This is a genomic window from Microbacterium sp. LKL04 (assembly GCF_900102005.1).
Taxonomy (GTDB): Bacteria; Actinomycetota; Actinomycetes; order Actinomycetales; family Microbacteriaceae; genus Microbacterium.
The window spans coordinates 112,105-128,504 of the sequence record NZ_LT627736.1 but is presented as its reverse complement, the minus strand read 5'-3'; the positions used below and the strand labels follow the sequence as shown (position 1 = coordinate 128,504).

The 16,400-nt window shown below is 69.6% G+C and carries 22 protein-coding genes; 11 read left to right on the top strand and 11 right to left on the bottom strand.

The annotated features are described in order from the left end of the window. Positions 1-2 precede the first annotated feature (2 nt). Both BLP38_RS00655 and BLP38_RS00650 read right to left on the bottom strand, forming a co-directional pair. Positions 3-320: a DUF2277 domain-containing protein gene (locus BLP38_RS00655; protein WP_091351743.1), complete on the bottom strand. Its 318-nt coding sequence runs from the start codon at positions 318-320 to the stop codon at positions 3-5. Positions 321-362: 42 nt separating this feature from the next. Further along, complete coding sequence (locus BLP38_RS00650) at positions 363-620, bottom strand: hypothetical protein (RefSeq protein ID WP_091351742.1); 258 nt, start codon at positions 618-620, stop codon at positions 363-365. A gap of 119 nt (positions 621-739) precedes the next feature. Between BLP38_RS00650 and BLP38_RS00645 the strand changes: the two genes are divergently transcribed. Further along, entirely contained in the window at positions 740-1,072 is a 333-nt protein-coding gene (locus tag BLP38_RS00645; RefSeq protein ID WP_091351741.1) for a hypothetical protein, read from the top strand. Here BLP38_RS00645 and BLP38_RS00640 read toward each other — a convergent pair. Then, positions 1,069-1,368 (bottom strand): GNAT family N-acetyltransferase, encoded by a 300-nt coding sequence (locus BLP38_RS00640; RefSeq protein WP_018186822.1) that lies wholly within the window; start codon positions 1,366-1,368, stop codon positions 1,069-1,071. The genes BLP38_RS00645 and BLP38_RS00640 overlap by 4 nt on opposite strands. A gap of 419 nt (positions 1,369-1,787) precedes the next feature. Between BLP38_RS00640 and BLP38_RS00635 the strand changes: the two genes are divergently transcribed. Both BLP38_RS00635 and BLP38_RS00630 read left to right on the top strand, forming a co-directional pair. Then, positions 1,788-2,504, top strand: a complete 717-nt coding sequence (locus tag BLP38_RS00635; RefSeq protein ID WP_091351740.1) for a winged helix-turn-helix domain-containing protein — start codon at positions 1,788-1,790, stop codon at positions 2,502-2,504. A gap of 37 nt (positions 2,505-2,541) precedes the next feature. Next, on the top strand, positions 2,542-3,501 hold the full coding sequence (locus BLP38_RS00630; protein WP_231916534.1) for a DNA-3-methyladenine glycosylase family protein: 960 nt from the start codon (positions 2,542-2,544) through the stop codon (positions 3,499-3,501). A 3-nt stretch (positions 3,502-3,504) separates the two neighbouring features. Here BLP38_RS00630 and BLP38_RS00625 read toward each other — a convergent pair whose 3' ends face one another. Further along, a complete protein-coding gene (locus tag BLP38_RS00625; protein WP_091351738.1) occupies positions 3,505-4,326 on the bottom strand; it encodes an alpha/beta hydrolase in 822 nt (273 codons plus the stop codon). 68 nt (positions 4,327-4,394) lie between these two features. On the opposite strand from BLP38_RS00625, the gene BLP38_RS00620 reads away from it, so the two are divergent. Together BLP38_RS00620 and BLP38_RS00615 are read left to right on the top strand one after the other, a co-directional pair. Beyond that, positions 4,395-4,607 carry a hypothetical protein gene (locus BLP38_RS00620; protein ID WP_091351737.1) on the top strand — a complete coding sequence of 71 codons (213 nt, stop codon included), beginning with the start codon at positions 4,395-4,397 and terminating at the stop codon, positions 4,605-4,607. A gap of 130 nt (positions 4,608-4,737) precedes the next feature. Further along, entirely contained in the window at positions 4,738-5,469 is a 732-nt protein-coding gene (locus tag BLP38_RS00615; protein ID WP_231916533.1) for a GNAT family N-acetyltransferase, read from the top strand. 22 nt (positions 5,470-5,491) lie between these two features. On the opposite strand, the gene BLP38_RS00610 is transcribed toward BLP38_RS00615, so the two are convergent. Beyond that, on the bottom strand, positions 5,492-6,616 hold the full coding sequence (locus BLP38_RS00610; protein WP_172824630.1) for a zinc-binding alcohol dehydrogenase family protein: 1,125 nt from the start codon (positions 6,614-6,616) through the stop codon (positions 5,492-5,494). Positions 6,617-6,697: 81 nt separating this feature from the next. On the opposite strand from BLP38_RS00610, the gene BLP38_RS00605 reads away from it, so the two are divergent. The 3 genes from BLP38_RS00605 (at position 6,698) to BLP38_RS00595 (ending at position 9,278) form a co-directional block, all read left to right on the top strand. Continuing rightward, positions 6,698-7,264: a TetR family transcriptional regulator gene (locus BLP38_RS00605; RefSeq protein WP_091351734.1), complete on the top strand. Its 567-nt coding sequence runs from the start codon at positions 6,698-6,700 to the stop codon at positions 7,262-7,264. Positions 7,265-7,284: 20 nt separating this feature from the next. Further along, entirely contained in the window at positions 7,285-7,767 is a 483-nt protein-coding gene (locus tag BLP38_RS00600; protein WP_231916532.1) for a retroviral-like aspartic protease family protein, read from the top strand. A gap of 341 nt (positions 7,768-8,108) precedes the next feature. Continuing rightward, complete coding sequence (locus tag BLP38_RS00595; protein WP_091351733.1) at positions 8,109-9,278, top strand: RtcB family protein; 1,170 nt, start codon at positions 8,109-8,111, stop codon at positions 9,276-9,278. A 53-nt stretch (positions 9,279-9,331) separates the two neighbouring features. On the opposite strand, the gene BLP38_RS00590 is transcribed toward BLP38_RS00595, so the two are convergent. The 6 genes from BLP38_RS00590 to BLP38_RS00565 form a co-directional block, all read right to left on the bottom strand. Then, positions 9,332-9,787, bottom strand: coding sequence for a hypothetical protein (locus BLP38_RS00590; protein WP_091351732.1), 456 nt, complete (start codon positions 9,785-9,787; stop codon positions 9,332-9,334). A 6-nt stretch (positions 9,788-9,793) separates the two neighbouring features. Next, positions 9,794-10,057 (bottom strand): hypothetical protein, encoded by a 264-nt coding sequence (locus BLP38_RS00585; protein ID WP_091351731.1) that lies wholly within the window; start codon positions 10,055-10,057, stop codon positions 9,794-9,796. A 115-nt stretch (positions 10,058-10,172) separates the two neighbouring features. After that, positions 10,173-10,787, bottom strand: a complete 615-nt coding sequence (locus BLP38_RS00580; protein WP_091351730.1) for a hypothetical protein — start codon at positions 10,785-10,787, stop codon at positions 10,173-10,175. Between the two features lie 173 nt (positions 10,788-10,960). Then, positions 10,961-11,791 (bottom strand): aldo/keto reductase, encoded by an 831-nt coding sequence (locus BLP38_RS00575; RefSeq protein WP_091351729.1) that lies wholly within the window; start codon positions 11,789-11,791, stop codon positions 10,961-10,963. 9 nt (positions 11,792-11,800) lie between these two features. Next, entirely contained in the window at positions 11,801-12,367 is a 567-nt protein-coding gene (locus BLP38_RS00570) for a hypothetical protein (RefSeq protein ID WP_091351728.1), read from the bottom strand. Positions 12,368-12,377: 10 nt separating this feature from the next. Continuing rightward, positions 12,378-13,181 (bottom strand): hypothetical protein, encoded by an 804-nt coding sequence (locus BLP38_RS00565; protein WP_157681059.1) that lies wholly within the window; start codon positions 13,179-13,181, stop codon positions 12,378-12,380. 335 nt (positions 13,182-13,516) lie between these two features. On the opposite strand from BLP38_RS00565, the gene BLP38_RS00560 reads away from it, so the two are divergent. The 3 genes from BLP38_RS00560 to BLP38_RS00550 are packed head-to-tail and all read left to right on the top strand — an operon-like array spanning position 13,517 to position 16,322. Continuing rightward, on the top strand, positions 13,517-14,788 hold the full coding sequence (locus BLP38_RS00560) for a sensor histidine kinase (RefSeq protein ID WP_091351726.1): 1,272 nt from the start codon (positions 13,517-13,519) through the stop codon (positions 14,786-14,788). Next, entirely contained in the window at positions 14,776-15,468 is a 693-nt protein-coding gene (locus BLP38_RS00555; protein ID WP_065571487.1) for a LuxR C-terminal-related transcriptional regulator, read from the top strand. The genes BLP38_RS00560 and BLP38_RS00555 overlap by 13 nt, the downstream gene beginning before the upstream one ends. Continuing rightward, on the top strand, positions 15,465-16,322 hold the full coding sequence (locus BLP38_RS00550) for a hypothetical protein (protein WP_091351725.1): 858 nt from the start codon (positions 15,465-15,467) through the stop codon (positions 16,320-16,322). The genes BLP38_RS00555 and BLP38_RS00550 overlap by 4 nt, the downstream gene beginning before the upstream one ends. The last annotated feature ends 78 nt before the right edge of the window (positions 16,323-16,400 follow it).

The window sequence follows — 16,400 nt, the reverse complement described above, 5'->3', positions numbered from 1 at the left end:
TGTCAGGATGCCGCGGCGCGCTCCGCCTTCTTCCGATCCTGAAACTCCCGGAGGGCCTCGTAGCGGTCCGCGGACCGGGCGCGACGCTTCTCCGCCTCCTCATCGCGATCCTTCGGGGGAATCGTCGACACGAGGTCGTCGAGCAGTCGTCGCGTCGCGGCGGCGATCTCCTCGACGGCGCGCTCGAACGCCTCGGTGTTGGCCTGCGACGGTTTGTTCATCCCGCTGATCTTGCGGACGAACTGCAGGGCGGCGTCGTGGCATTCGGCATCCGTCGCCGCTGGCTCGAAGTTGTGGAGCGGAACGATGTTGCGGCACATGGCCGTCACGGTACGCCCGCGCGTCCGCGTCCACCAGGGGACTCACTCGGCGCGGCGATCCGCCTGCTCGTCCGTGAGCACATCGGGGTCGAGGCCCTGCTGGATCTCGGCGCTCTCGACGAACGGGTCGGGCGCGGCATCCGGCATCGGAGCGCCCTCACCGCGTCCGCGGTCAGCGTCGTCCTCGGCTTCCTTCTGCTCGTTCGTTACGGCACCGGAAGCGGCGACGGGAGCATCCTGCTCCGACCATCCACCCGCGGGTGCGGCATCGCTCATCCGGTCGTCGGCGTCGTGATCCATGGTCGTCTCCTCATCGTGGTCGTCTCCTCATGGTGTCCCGCGGGCGACGGCCGACCTACGGGCTTGACCGCATCGGTCCGGCACGACTACGAACGAGGAGGACGGACGAAGGGAACGGGATGTCGGGACACGATCGGGACACGGCGAGCGGACCGTTCGTGGTGACCCTCGTCGTAGATCTGCCGATCACCAAACCCGACGCGCTGGAGACGATCGCGTTCGCGTGCGACGGCGTCGTCGAGCATGCGCGCACCGCGTACCCGCGCGTCAGCCTGTCTCCCGGCGCGTGGGCGGAAGTCCAGATCCCGAAGTTCGCCGACCCCCCGCCGCTGGCGATCGACGTCTGCTCCGACGAGTCCACGGCGGTCGCTCGAGCTGCCGCCGACCGCTTGCGCGGCGCGCTCGAGAATCTAGGGTGGCGGATCCGCGATCCGAGACCCGGCGAGGCCTAGGCCGTCCGACGCTCCTTCAGCAGGGACTCGTGGCCGGGGTTCGCGTCGAACCAGTCGGCGACGTACCAGCAGACGGGGATCACGCGCCGGTCACCGCGGCGCTCGAGGTCCGACACCACACGCCGCACCAGCTCTCCCGCGTAGCCCGAGCCGCGGAACGTGGGGATCGTGTACGCACGGGTCAGCGCGATCGTCGTGCCGTCGTCGTTGTAATCGAGGATGCTGACGAGATCCTTGCCGCGGTGCAGGCTGTACCGGGCGGCATCCTTCTCGTCGGTGAAGATCAGCTCACTCATGCGTTCACGGTACGCCGGTCGCCGGGTGTCGCACGCGATCTGCGTCGGATTGAGCAATCTGTCACATTCCGTCATCCGGAGCGCGCCGGGCACGGGCGGTTTGACACATCCCGACGCGGTTCGTCATAATCGGCCACATGACTGACTTCGCACGCACTCTGTCCGCCCGGGAGGCGAACGGAACTGCCGGCATCATGATGCCGCAGCGTGCTGTCATGTGTTGCCGAATGTGTCGCTGACACGGTGATCCCCGCCGGGTCGCTCCACCGCTTCTGAACGCGGCGATCGACCCCCGAGACTCCAGCCCCCCGCCCACAACGCGGATGCCGGTTTCTCGCACATCGGCCCCTGTGAGGCCACCCGCGCAACACTCTCGAACCCGCGTCCCGCTCCGGGTTCCCCCTTCGAAGGACATCGCCATGTCGACCTCCGCTCTCCTCTCCGCCCCCGCCGCCCCCCGTCACCTCCGCGCCGTTGAGGACATCGCCACCCCGCCGGTGACGGAGCGCCCCGCTCCCAAGGGACTCCCCGCCGGCACCGCCCCCCGCGGATTCGCCCTCTACGTCGGTCTCGACGAGCTGAAGGCAGCCGCTGACGGTGTCAGCCTCTCGGTCATCGTCGACGCGCTCCGCCGCACGATCGCCGAGCTCGCCCCGTCCGCCGAGACCCACGCCACCGTCGCGCTCGCCCCCGTCGGCGCCGGCGGCCGCGACGTCGACGTCGTCCGACTCGCCCTCCACGAGCCCGCCGCGGTGGCGCGCACCAAGCCCGAGGAACCGCTCGACGAGCACGTGCCCGGTGGTGTCACGATCGACATCTCCCGTCGCCGTGTGCACATCGACGGCGAGACGGCGTCGCTCACCTTCAAGGAGTTCGAACTGCTGCAGTACCTCGTGCTGCGCGAGGGCAGCACGATCGAGCGCACCGAGCTCGTCTCCTCCCTGTGGAGCCACGCCGACGGTGACGACGCTCCCGGCGAGCGCACGATCGACGTCCACGTCCGACGCCTGCGCTCCAAGCTCGGCCGCTACGAGGACATCGTCCGCACGGTCCGCGGCATCGGCTACCGCTTCGACCGGCACGCCGACGTCGTCATCCGCTACGGCCACGGCACCCCCTCGCCCGACCGCTTCTGATCAGCCGCCTGTCGGCACCCGGACGTAGGGTGTCGGCATGAGATCGGGACTGCGTGAACGGATGCCGCATCCGTCGCCGTCCCGGCACCTGAAGCCCCTCGAGGCGGAGTACCGCCCGAAGGTCCCGACCGATGTCGCGGGCGCGATCCGGTATCAGCAGCGCGGCGCGCACGATCCCTCGCAAACGACGGCGGACGGCGTCATCTGGCGGGCGACCCGCACTCCCGAGGGCGTCGCGACGATCGCGATCCGGCCGGGACTGCGGACGGTCCGGGCCGCCGCCTGGGGACCGGGTGCGGCATGGACGTTGGACCAGCTGCCGCGCCTCTGCGGCGCGGACGACGACCCAGGCGAATTCGACGCGTCTCGGCATCCGCTCATCGCGGCGACCCACCACCGCCGGCCCGACCTGCGGATCGGGGCGACCGACCTCGTGTTCGACGCGCTCGTCAGCAGCGTCTTCGAGCAGAAGGTGACCGGGCTCCAGGCCTTCGGCGCGTGGCGCTGGATCCTGACCCACTGCGGCGACGCCGCGCCCGGCCCGACACCGCGGCCGATGTACGCGCCGCCAGCGGACTGGCGGATGATCCCGAGCTGGTCGTGGCACCGCGCCGGCCTCGAACCGCCGCAGTCGCGCACGATCGTCGACGCCGCGCGTCGCCGTGCCTCGATCGAGCGGGCGGCCGTGGCCGCGACGACCGGTGATGACCGTGATCGGGTCTTCACGAGCCTGCCGGGCGTGGGGGTCTGGACGAGCGCCGAGACGCGCATCCGCGCGTTCGGCGACCCCGACGCGGTCAGCTTCGGCGACTATCACGTCGCCCATCAGGTCGGCTACGCACTGACGGGCTCACGCGTCGACGACGACGGGATGCGGGAGCTCCTCGAGCCGTGGAAGGGACAGCGGCAGCGGGTCATCCGCCTCATCTGGGCGAGCGGCGTCGTCGAACCGCGACGCGGTCCCCGCCTCGCCCCGGAGGACCACCGGGGCCGCTGACCGTCAGATCCGCTGGAGCGCAGCGAGTGCGGCGGGCAAATGGTCGAGGACCGCGATGTGTCCGACGTCAGGGATCCGCAGCAGCGTCGCCTGAGGGATGCCGCCGGCGATCGCGGTCGCATGCGACGGCGGGATGACGCGATCGAGCTCGCCCTGCAGGACCACCACCGGGGCGACGACGTCGGCGAGCGCGAACCCCCACGGCCGGGTGAAGGCGACGTCGTCGTCGACCAATCCGTCCGACCCCCACTGTGCGGATGCCGCGACGTCCTCGCCCAGCGACGCCCATGTCTCCTCGAGCGCGCGGTAGTCCGCCTCGACGAAGCTGGTCGGATCGAACTCCTCGACGTCGAGGTGAGCCGTGCGCGACGCGATCCCCGCGGTGGCGGATCGAAGACCCGACGGATCGGCCATGCCCGAGAACCACGACGCGTCGCCGGGACGGAACGGGGCGATCGACGCAAGGGTGACGACGCCGGCGACGCGCCCGGGTGAGAGCGCGGCGACGCCGAGCGCATGGGGTCCGCCCCCGGAGGCTCCCACCGACACGACGTCCCGAAGGTCGAGGATGTCCAACACGTCGGCGACCCGTGCAGCAGCGTCACGGACGCTTCGCCCGGGCAGGCGGGGCGCTCCCCCGTACGCCGGGCGGGCGATGGAGACGACGTCGAAACCTGCGGCATCCGCCATCGCGGCCACGGGCGGCAGGACGGCACCGGTCTGCGGGGAGCCGTGATGCCACAGGAGCACCGGGCGCTCCGCACCCGGCCGGTCGACGCCGGCGTGGACGACATGGTCGGCCAGCTCCGGACGAATGAGCCTCATGCGCGTCACGGTAACCGTCTGCGGTCCGATGCGCGAGCGCCGGGCGACGGGAACCGTAGGCTGGCCGCATGGTGCAGCGACAGCGGGGACGCGGGTTCTGGATCCTCGGCACGGTTCTGCTGTTCGCCGGCGGCATCGTGTTCGGGTTGATCCTGCAGAACGTATGGGTCGGCCTCGTCCTGGCGGCGGCGATCTCGATCGGGTGGCTCATCGCCTACGAGTCGCGCCGCGGGCGGAATCAGGGCATCTACGATCGTGACGACGACGGCGCCCAGCTCTGACCCGGACGCCCGGAAGGATCCTCCCGTGAACATCGGACCACTGCGTGAGAGCGATCTGACATCAACTCCCGCCTGGACGGCCGGACACGAGCTCCGACCGGATCTGTGGCGAGGCGAGCACACCCGGGCCGTGGTCGCGGAAACCGATGGGATCGTCGCGGTCGGGTTGATGTGGACGAGCCGCGTGCACGGTGACCGCTACTGGGTGAACGTGGTGGTCGACCCCGCGCATCGCCGCCGTGGGATCGGGACGGCGATGGTGCAGCACCTCACGTCGCTCCGCGCAGCGCCGCTCGCCCTCATGACACGCGGGTATGTGGACGATCCGGGGCTCGCCTTCGCCGACGCGCTCGGCGCACGGACGATCCAGGTCGTTCCGCCTGCACAGACGACGACGGCGGCGCGGACCGCGCTGCGCGCAGGCCCGGCCGCAATCGCCGTCGGTGCCGTCGACCGCGCGGTGATCGAGGCCACCAACGCCCGGATCTACGAGTGGACGCATGCGTCGTGGAGCCCCGTCGGGCCCGCGTTCGCCGACGCGCTCAACGAGGACCTGTGGGACGAGATCGACACCGAGGCATCCTCCGTCGTGGTGGATGCGACCGGTCGGGTCCTCGCGCTCGCCCTCGTCTACCTCGACGGCGAGACCCCGTTGCTGACGGCGGAGACGTCGGATGCCGCGGCCCCCGACGGCGAGCGCCTCGTCGAAGCCTGCATCCTCCGCTCGCTCGATGTCCTGTCGAGCCGTGGCGTTGTCGGCGTCGAGTTCGACGGTCACGTCAGCGACCCGCACTTCCTTCCGGTTCTCGCCCGGCTGCAGCCGACCGGCCGCTGGTTCCGCCTCGTCGAGATCCCGGTGTGATCGCCGGGCGATCCGCTCCGGTTCAGAGGGTCACGACGATCTTCCGAGCAGAGACCCCCGCGCGCTGACGATCCAGCGCCTCCTGTATCGCACCCACCCCGTCGCCGGCCACGACCGCCTCGGGCAACGGACGGACGGTGCCGTCCGCCAGCCACTCCGGCAGCAGCCGCCCCCACAGCCGTCGTCCGACCTCGTCGTCGCGCAGGCTCGTCCCCCAGATGAAGGCGGCTCGGATGCCGGCGCGACGCGCGCGAGCGTTCAGCAGAAGCGTCCTCAGCCCCAGGCGCGAGAACACGGGCAGCATCGCCGGGAAGAGCCGGCGGCGCCCGGCGAGCTCAACGAGCGAGACGGGCATGCTCGCCATCGCGAGCACCGAACCGCCTGTCCGGCGCAGCACCCCGAGGCATCCGGCGGTCGATGTCTCGCCGAGGGCCACGGCACCGACGACGGTGCGACCGCCGATCCCCGCCACGAGATCATCGACGGCGCCGGGGGAACCGTGGTCGACGACGACGTCGGCACCCAGCGACCGTACGAGGTCGGCGTTGCGCGGCGACGCCGTACCGACCACGTCGTATCCGGCCGCGCGGGCGAGCTGGATCGCGTTCATGCCGACGCTCGTCGACCCGCCCCACACGACGACGACCCCGCGGTCGCGAGGACGCGCGTCGGCGGGGTCGTGGATCGCCAGTCCGAGGTGGCGCGGCTGGAACAGCGCGCACGCGGCGGTGGAGACCCCGAGGGGAAGGACGGATGCCTCCACGTGCGAGATGCCGTCCGGGATCGGGGCGGTGAGATGTTCCAGGAGCGTCGTGTACTCCTGGAACGAGCCCTCGCGCCGGGAGTCGCGACCGCGGTCCGTCCCCGTCGCCAGCCCGAAGACGCGATCGCCGATGCGGAACCGCGTGACCTCGGAGCCGATGGCGACCACCTCGCCGGCGACGTCGGAGCCGAGTACCGCCGGCATACGCAGCCACCGGTAGGTGACCGATCCCGTGCCCTGGATGACCCAGTCGATCGGGTTGATCGCGACGGCGCGGACGCGCACGACGACCTCGCGTGGCGCCGGGTCGGGCGTCGGCATCCGCTCGACGGAAAGACGCGCGCGGGGCGTTGCGAGGACGGCGGCGGCGTGGTGTCGGGGCATGTCGGTTCCTCCGGTCGTGATGTCACGTGGTGTCATCACTGTACCTCGCATGACACAGGGTGTCGTCACTATGCTGTCCGGATGGCCAGATGGGCACCGGACACCCGGGAACGACTGAGAGCGGCGGCGCTCTCGCTCTTCGAGGAGCGCGGTTACGCGGCGACCACCGTGCCCGACATCGTCGACCGGGCCGGTGTGACGCGTCGCACGTTCTTCCGCCACTTCAGCGACAAGCGCGAGGTCTTCTTCGACGACGACGAGATCCCGCAGCGCGCGACCCGCATGATCGCCGAGGCGACGCGGGACGCGCAGCCGATGCAGGTAGTGATCGACGGTCTCCGGGTGCTGGCGCGCGAGCGTTTCGAGCCCCGGCGTGCCGAGATGCGCTTCGCCCGTCGGGTGATCGCGTCCGAGCCGGCGCTGCGCGAACGGGACCTGCGCAAGCAGGCGGATCTGCGGGACGCCATCCGGGAGGGCTTCCGCCGTCGCGGCGAGGACGAGGCGACGGCGGCGGCGATCGCCGGAGTCACCGTCGAAGCCCTGCAGGCAGCACTGGAGGCATGGGCATCCGAGCCCGCGGGCGCCTCTCTGACCGATCACCTCGACGAGGTGCTCCGCCGGATGCGGGCGCTGCTGCAGTCGCTCTGAGCGGTCATTAAGGTGATGCCGTGAGCACCGTCATCCCGCTCGACCTCGATGCCGATCCGGACCTGCCCGACGCGATCGCGGTGCGGGTGGTGGCCGAGATCGACGGCACGATCCACAGCCTCATCGTCGACACCGGCGGCGCGCGCAGCGGCCTCGTCGACGGTCCGCTCACGGCCGGGCTCGAGCGGCTGACACCGCAGGACCCGGGCGGCGGCGGGGTCTTCTCCCGGGCCGGGTCGACGGAGCGCGTCACCGCGCGTGAGCTGCGCATCGGCGACCTCGTGATCGAGCGGCCGGTGCTCGACCTCGAACCGAATCCCGCCGCACCCTCGCTGCTCGGGCTCGATGTGCTGCGTCGGCTGGTGGGGCTACCTCGCCTGAGCTCTACCCCACGCGGGAGCGACGGTCGGCGGCATCCTCGCTTCCGTGGCGCGCGGCCAGCCGCACGACCCAGTAGATCCCCCAGACGATCAACGCGATCATCAGGACCACTCCGAGGATGATCAGGAGATGCCAGCCGACGAGTCCACCCATGCGGCCACCCTGCCACACGACGCAGGCATGCGCACGATCGACCTTTGACGCGACACGCCCGGGCCGCTAACGTAGCAAGGCTGTGCCGACCGGCACGGCGAGAACCCGGAGGACGCCATGACCACGCAGCAGCGTGATCTGCTCCAGCGGAACGAGACCAAGGTCCCGTTCCGCTACGAGCCGTACCCTCCGGCGCGCGCCGTCTGACGCCATCACCGTCCGACGCCCCGCACCGCACAGGTCCGGGGCGTCGTCTCGTGTGTTCCTCTCCGCACGAAGGCTCCCGGGCCCTCCACGAAGGAAAGGAACCATGGAGAAGCTCTCGAACAGGCTGCTGTCGTGGGCGAGCATCATCGACGAGAAGACCGTCGAACAGGCTCGCACCTCGTCCCGCATGCCGTTCATCCACCCCCATCTGGCGCTCATGCCGGATGCGCACCTCGGCAAGGGGGCGACCGTCGGCTCGGTCATCCCGACGCTGGGGGCCATCATGCCGGCGGCCGTCGGCGTCGACATCGGATGCGGCATGATCGCCGTCCGCACGCAGTTCACCAAGGCGCAGCTCGTCTCTCGTGACCTGACGACGCTCCGGCAGCAGATCGAGCGGGCGGTCCCGCTGTCGGCGGGCCATGACAACCGGACCATCGTCCTGACCGCTGAGCCGCGCATCGCCGAGCTGGAGGAGCTCGCGGCCAAGAACGACTTCGACCCGGCGTCATACGCGGGTCACTGGCGGAACCAGCTCGGCTCGCTCGGGTCGGGCAACCACTTCATCGAGATCTCGGTTGACGAGGCCGACGCGGTCTGGATGTTCCTCCACTCCGGTTCGCGGGGCGTGGGCAACAAGATCGCCACCCACCACATCGGCGTGGCGCAGCGGCTCGCGACGCAGTGGTGGATCGACCTGCCCGATCGGGACCTCGCCTACCTGGCGGAGGGCACGGACGAGTTCTGGTCGTACATCCGGCAGCTGAGGTGGGCGCAGCACTTCGCGCTGCTGAACCGTGAGGAGATGATGGAGCGGGTCGCCCGGCAGCTGTCCGAGACGATGGGCGAGGACGTGATCGAGCAGGAGCGGATCAACTGTCACCACAACTTCACCGAGCGCGAGAAGCACTTCGGCAAGGAGGTGTGGGTGTCGAGGAAGGGCGCCATCCAGGCGGACAAGGGTCGGCCCGGTCTCATCCCGGGATCGATGGGCACGGCGTCGTACGTCGTCTCGGGACTCGGCAACCCGCTCTCGCTCAACTCCTCCCCGCACGGCGCTGGTCGCGAGTACTCGCGGTCGGCGGCGCGGCGCACCTTCACGCACGAGCAGCTGCGGGAGGCCATGACGGGCATCGAGTTCCGGGACACGGACGCGTTCATCGACGAGATCCCGCAGGCCTACAAGCCGATCGACCGGGTGATGTCCGACGCCGGTGATCTCGTCGAGATCCGCCACACGCTGCGCCAGCTCGTCAACGTGAAGGGCGACTAGACCCAGGCGGCTGCGGCATCCGAAAGATGGATGCCGCAGCCGCCTCCTACTGGTCAGCCGAGCGCGTGCGCCTCCGCCCGCGACAGCGACAGACCGCCGTCGCCGAGCGACCTGTACGTGTCGCCGTCGAGCTCGAAGGCCCCCTGATCCTCGCCGACGATGAAGGCAGGCGCGTCGGGAGGGGTCTCGAGGAAGAGCAGGGTCGGTACTCCCGCGGTCAGAGAGGCGACGTTCGCAAAGGCGTAGTGGACACCGTCGAGGGTCCCACCCATCTGCGCGACGTCGATGGAGTCCCCCACCTCTGCGTCACCGTCGTGGACGGCGATCACCGATGCTTCGTACACCGTGATCGCAAGGGCCCCGTTCCCGGGAACCGGCGTCTCGTCCGTGCCGGCGAAGGGGTTCAGCCTGGGGTCAACGCCGCTGTACTCCGGCATGAGGACGTCGTTGCGCGGTCCGCTGAGCTCGACCTCGACGATCAGATCGGCCTCGGACCGCAGCGCCTCCACCGACTCCTACCTCTCGTAATCGACCACCGACGTCGCACTTTCCACGGGTGCCGCGGAGCACCCCGCAAAGAGGGTGGCGCTGGCCACGACGACCAATCCGGCCAGCGCGCGGATCGGTGGTCGCGGACGCCGGGGCCGCGGCATCCGTACAGCGAAGCCGATGGCGAGCGCCGTCGACACCGCGGCGAGTACGTACCCGAGGACGACGGGTGCCGCCACGATCGCGGCGGCACCGCCCGGCAGCCCTACTGACTGTTCCCGCATGCTCATCCCCCGATGCCGTCCGCGATGCATCGAACGTTAGCGCCGTCGGTCACCGCTGCCAACGACCCCTGATTGCTCAGCGCTCGAAGGGGTGCCCCATGAACGAGAAGGACGAGGAGTGCTAAGGCCGTCCGCAGGGTTCGGTGTCCGTTCCGCACATCAACGCATTCAGAGGCACCACGAGCTCGTGCGGCGCACCACCCACGGAGTAGCGAACAGAGATCCCCTTCCACCCACCGCCCTCAGGCCCGGTGGCCTCGAGTCCGATGACGATCTGTTGCACCCCTCCCCGTGAGCCGCACGCATAGGTGAACTGTGCCCCCTTGGCAGCGACGAAGGTCACGTCGTCTGACATCGGGGGCGGATATCCCGTTGCAGATATCACGCCGCCCGCTGGTGATGGGGCGGATAGCACGAGCGGCGTCAAATCGATGACGCTTCCCACCTTCTCAACGGGCTCGACGGCGATGATCTTCGCCTCGGCACCGTCCACCATGCACACATCAACCCCGAAGACGGTCCTCGGCTCACTCTTCGTCCACCACGAGACGCCCGTCACCCAATTCGGTTCTGGAGAGCCGGACGTGTCCTCGAGGCCGACCCTCATCGGCTGAGATTCGCTCGGGCGCACCTCGGCCGCCGTGCACCCCATGAGGGCCGCCAGCATCACGGTGCCCATCACGATGACGCCCCGCCTCATACGGCCACGACCAGCCCTCGCCACCACCGCGGCCACGGCCCCATGACGAACCGTGTGCTTGTCACCATCCTCATTTCCCCCAGACATACCGAGTGATCAGTCGGAGCGCCACGCCGCACGCGAACGCTAACGCGGGGCGCGAGGTGGCGTCTGTAGGCCGTTCGGCGGACAGAGCGGAGGTTGCGCCGCTTCCGGCGGGGCGACGCCCTTTACATCTCCTCGTGGGTTTCGGGGTCGCCGTCCCACAGCCGGCCGCGCTCGAGGGCGGAAATCGCCGCGATCTCGTCGTCGGTTAGCGAGAAGCCGAACACGTCGGCGTTCTCGGCCTGGCGGGTGGGGTCGGCGGACTTCGGGATCGGGGTGGTCCCCAGCTGCACGTGCCAGCGGAGCACGACCTGGGTGGGCGTGACGCCGTGGGCGGCGGCGGCATCCGTTACGACCTGCTCGCTCAGGAGCTCGGACCGCCGCGCGAGGGGGCTCCAGCTCTCGGTGCGGATGCCCTGCGAGGCGTGGAACGCGCGCAGGTGCGCCTGGGGGAAGTAGGGGTGCAGCTCGACCTGGTTCACCGCGGGAACGACGCCGGTCGCCTCGATGATCCGGGCGAGCATCGGCTCGGTGAAGTTCGAGACGCCGACCGATCCGACGCGTCCCTCCTTCCGCAGGTCGACCATCGCGCGGTAGGTGTCGACGTACTTGTCGACGCTCGGGTTGGGCCAGTGGATGAGGTACAGGTCGAGGCGATCGAGCCCGAGGCGCTCGAGCGAACCCTCGGCGCTGCGACGCGTCTCGTCGTAGCCGTGGTCGCGGCCGGGGACCTTCGTCGTCACGATCAGGTCGTCGCGGATGCCGCTTCGCCGGACGGCCTCGCCGACCTCGCGCTCGTTCTCGTAGTTGACCGCCGAGTCGAGCAGCCGGTAGCCGCCCTCGATCGCCGCGACGATCGACTGCGTGCCCTCCTCACCGCGCAGGTTGTAGGTGCCGAGACCGAGCTGGGGGAACGCGGTGCCGTCGTTCAGCGAGACGGTGGGGATGGTGACCATCCCCTCACGTTACGCCCCGGTGCGCCACGGCGAGTCGCGCAGCCCTTCACGAATACGAGCGATTTCCTGAAGCGGCCCGCTGACGTTCTCGCCGATGTTTCCGGCCACCCACTTGAAGTACCGTTCAGCTTCGTTGAGCACGCCGGGAAAGAAGGTTGCCGGATCGACGACCGATGTTTCCGTGTTGATCGTGAGCAGTGTGGACCCACGAACCCGTCGGAGCAGGATGGGCGCGGGTTGCCCGGGGAAGCTCGTTTCCGCTGAACCGTCCTCGAGGAAGCTTCCGATCGCGGCGACCAAGTTCGACCAGACGCCCCCGACGTGATCCCACAGGTCCCCGGCGATCAGATCGCGGCCGTAGTGCTCCAGAGCAACGTAACCTTCGTCACCGTAGGGGTTCCGCCGGAGACGCTCCCGCCACAACGACGCCGCTCTTTCGGGCTCCTCATACACGCTCACTAGATAGGTCGGGTGGTTCTCTGTGAAGTCCTGAAGGTCCGTCACCGTGTGAGGGATGAGGATGAACGAGTTGCTCGCAACTGCCGAAGCCGACGAGTCAGAACTGATGGAGCTCATTGATCGATCCTCAACGTGGGTAGAACTGGACAACACGGCCGTTCTGAATCGTCATCGTGTATTTCACTCCCTCGGCACTTCCGCTCAAGGTGAACGTCGAACCAGTTCCCTTGGACTTGAGCGTATTGGGCCACTGCTTCATAGCCACATGAACGAGTGCCTTGACATCCGCAACGCTCATGTTCGGGTTGAAGAACGTTTGCGTTGCCTTGGTAGAGCCGTCCCAATACTTGGGGTGGTGGCGCGTCAGAATGTGACGGATTCCAGCTTTATCCAACTTGAACGTGTGCGCACCCGCTCGGAGCTGGAGCGTTGTGAAATTCTTCAGAGCATTCGTCACCGTGGACGCAGCAGCGGGTACGTACCGGACTGTCCGGCTGCCTACCTTCACCGTCACGTGAGCTGCAGCCTTGAGCGCGACGATGATGATCGGAATCCAGAACGGGTCCGCGACCACGGGATATGCGACGTCCGCACTTCGGTGATCTACGATCTGCACCAGTGCGCTTCCGCGGAGTTCGTACCGCGTAGCGACCTCGGTTCCTGTCGCATCAACGGCCCACGGCGCCTCAAAGCCGCCCACGACGAAAGGCTCCGACCCGCCCTCGATGGCCTGTGTTATGTCGACGCTGCCATCCGCATTGAGTATCGCCTCCGCGCCATCCACAAGATCCAGCTCGTAGACAAACTCCTCTGGCGCGTCCGGTCCTTTGATCACCGTCAGTGCACGCACGGAGGAGTCATCGGCGTTCACCTGCAACGCGAGATCGACTTCGTCGCCGGTCCGCACGTATGTCCCGTCGTCGAGGACCACGCCGCCGTCCGCGGACACTGGCGCTGAAGTCCTTCCAGGGCTCCGTCGTCCACGCCCAAAACCTGTCCCAGAACGGTGACCTTCGCAGAATCATCGCCAAAGACAACACCCCCGCCTCCGGTGGACTCAGCGATATCGGCGGTAATGGGTTGCTGCTCGGCTTCCAAGAGCGCGGCGTCAAGAACCTCTCGAAGCTCGTGTTCGTCATCGGGCGAAGTCGTAGACCTACGCGCGCGGCGTCTCCGACGGCGTCGCTCAGGCTGGGGGATAACCCGAAACGAGGTCTCCGGTCGGCCCCGATGTGAGGGGCGGACCCCGCCCCTAGCGTGGGTGACATGACTTCCGACACCTCCTCGCCGCCCCGACGGCTGCGGCCGCTGCGGCGCCTCGGCGCGCTCGCGCAGCTCGCCGCCGTCGCCCTGGTGGGCATCGGCATCCTGACCACCGTCCTCACCCTCTTCGGCACCGGTGTCGGACTCGCGCTCGTGTTCGGCATCGGCATCCCCCTGATGATCGCCGCTGTCTACCTCGTGTGGGCCGGCGCCTGGCTCGAGCACGAGCGCGCCGAAGGGCTGTACGGGCACGGAATCCCGCCGCTGACGATCCGCACGAGCGGCGAGCCGGGCTTCCGCGGATTCCTCCGCACACTGTGGCTCCAGTTCATCGACGGGGCGATGTGGCGCGGCATCGGCAGCTTCGCGATCGCCGCCGTGCTCGGCTGGATCGTCATCGGCGCCACGTCCGCCGTCGTCACCGGGATCGGCCTCGCCGTCTCGCCTCTCGGCGGCGCCGCAGGCGGGCGGGTACCGGTTCTCGGCATCCCGGTCACGGGCGGCTGGGCGGTTGCCGGCGGCATCCTCGCGGTCCTCGTGAGCCTCGGCATCCTGTTCGGCATCTCGCTCCTCGACGACCTGCTCACCCGGTCGATCCTCGTCCCGTCGCGCGAGGCCGTCCTCGCCGAGCAGGCGCGGACCGCCGGAGCGCAGCGGGCCGGCGCGGTGCGGGCCAGCGAGGTCGAGCGCACCCGCATCGAACGCGACCTGCACGACGGCGTCCAGCCGCGGCTCGTCTCGGTCGGCATGACCTTGGGGCTCGCGCAGCAGAAGATCGACTCCGACCCGGTCGCCGCGAAGGAACTGATCGACGAGGCGCACACCTCGACGAAGGCCGCCATCACCGAGCTCCGCCAGCTTGCCCGCGGCATCCACGCCTCCGTCCTCGACGACCGGGGACTGGATGCCGCCCTCTCAGCCCTCGCGGCACGGTCCCACGTCCCCGTCGCCCTCGACGTCCGTCTCGACGAACGCTGCAGCGCGACGTCGGAGGCGGCGGTGTACTTCGTCATCGCCGAGTCGCTCACGAACGCCGCCAAACACGCCCGCGCCACCGAGGTGCGCGTCGTGGTCCGAAGCCGCGGTGACGCCCAGGCCGGCCGCTTCATCTGGGCGCGCGTCGAGGACAACGGCATCGGCGGAGCCCGCGTGCTCCCCGGCGGCGGTCTCGACGGGATCCTGAACCGGGTGCTCGCCGCCGGCGGCACCGCGACGCTCGACAGCCCGACCGGCGGGCCGACCGCACTGGAGGTGACGGTCCCGTGCGCATCCTGATCTGCGAGGACTCGACGCTCCTGCGCGAGGGCCTGGTCCGCGTGCTCGAGGACGCCGGTCACACCGTGGTCGCCGCCCTCCCCCACGCCGACGGCATCGTCGAGACGGTCACCGAGACGGCGCCGGAGCTCTGCGTCCTCGACGTCCGACTGCCGCCGACGTTCACCGACGAGGGCATCCGGGCCGCGCTGACGCTGCGGGCGCAGCATCCCGCCCTCCCCGTGCTGGTGCTCAGTCAGTACGTCGAGGAGCGCTATGCGAGCGACCTCATCACCGGCCAGAACGCGGCCCTCGGATACCTGCTGAAGGATCGCGTGGCCGACGTGAGGGACTTCCTCGACTCGATCGATCGGATCGCCGCGGGCGCCACGGTCCTCGACCCCGAGGTCGTCGCCCAGCTGCTGACGCGCCGGGCACGGGACGAGCGGATGTCGCGCCTCACCGACCGGGAGCGCTCCGTCCTCGCGCTCATCGCCGAGGGGAAGAGCAACGCAGCGATCGCCGCCGCCCTCTTCGTCTCGGAGGCGAGCGTCGAGAAGTACATCACCTCGCTCTTCCAGAAGCTCGGCCTCGAACAGGACGAGCACGGCAACCGACGGGTGCTCGCGGCACTCGTCCACCTCGAACACGGCACACCGCCCGCCACCGGGCATCCCGATCAGAACGGAACACTCCGATGAGCATCGACCTCACTCCCCCGCCGACGGCTCCCGCCTCGCCGGAGCAGCAACCGCCGCGACAGCCCACCCGCTCGTCCGCCCAGATCGTGTCGATCATCGCGATGAGCGTCGGCGGCCTGCTTCTCCTCGGCACGCTCGTCTCGGGCGTCGGCTCGATCGCCTGGGCGGCCACCGATCGCGGCGAGGGCGGCCGCACGGCCGACGCGGCGGGGGTCACGGGCCTGTCGCTCGACGTCTCGGCCGGCCACCTCGTGGTCGAGTACGCCGACGTCGACGAGGCGATCCTCACCGTCGACGGGAACCGCGACTGGACGCTCGAACGACGCGGCGAGACCCTCTCGCTCTCGAACTCGCGCCCGTGGTGGGCACTGCAGGTGGGCTTCGATCCGACGGAGAACCGGGCCACGCTGACCCTCCCCGCGGCGATGGCGGACGAGAAGCTGGCTGCCGACTTCGACGTCGCCGCGGGATCGATCACGGCCGACGGGACGTACGGCCGCCTCGACGTCTCGGTCGGTGCGGGTGACGCCACCGTGACGGGCACCGCCGACGATGTGTCGGTCGATGTCAGCGCGGGCGATGCCGACGTCACGATCGACGGCGCGCAGCGCGCGAACCTGACGATCGGCGCGGGTCAGATCACTGCCGACCTCCGCGGCGACTCCCTCGACGCCGTCCGTGTGGACGTCAGCGCGGGCACCCTCCTGGCATCGCTCCCCGACGAGGCCTACCGCGTGACGTCCGACGTCTCCGTCGGGACGTTCGACAACCGCCTGCAGACCTCGACGAGCGCCGGCCGCACCATCGACGCCCAGGTCTCCGCCGGCACGGCCACCCTCCGCCCCGGCGAGTAGCCGTCACGCACCGCGAGCCGACGCGAAGTGCGCTCCCGAAAGCAGGGAGACAGCACTTCGCGTCGGCTCGACGACGTG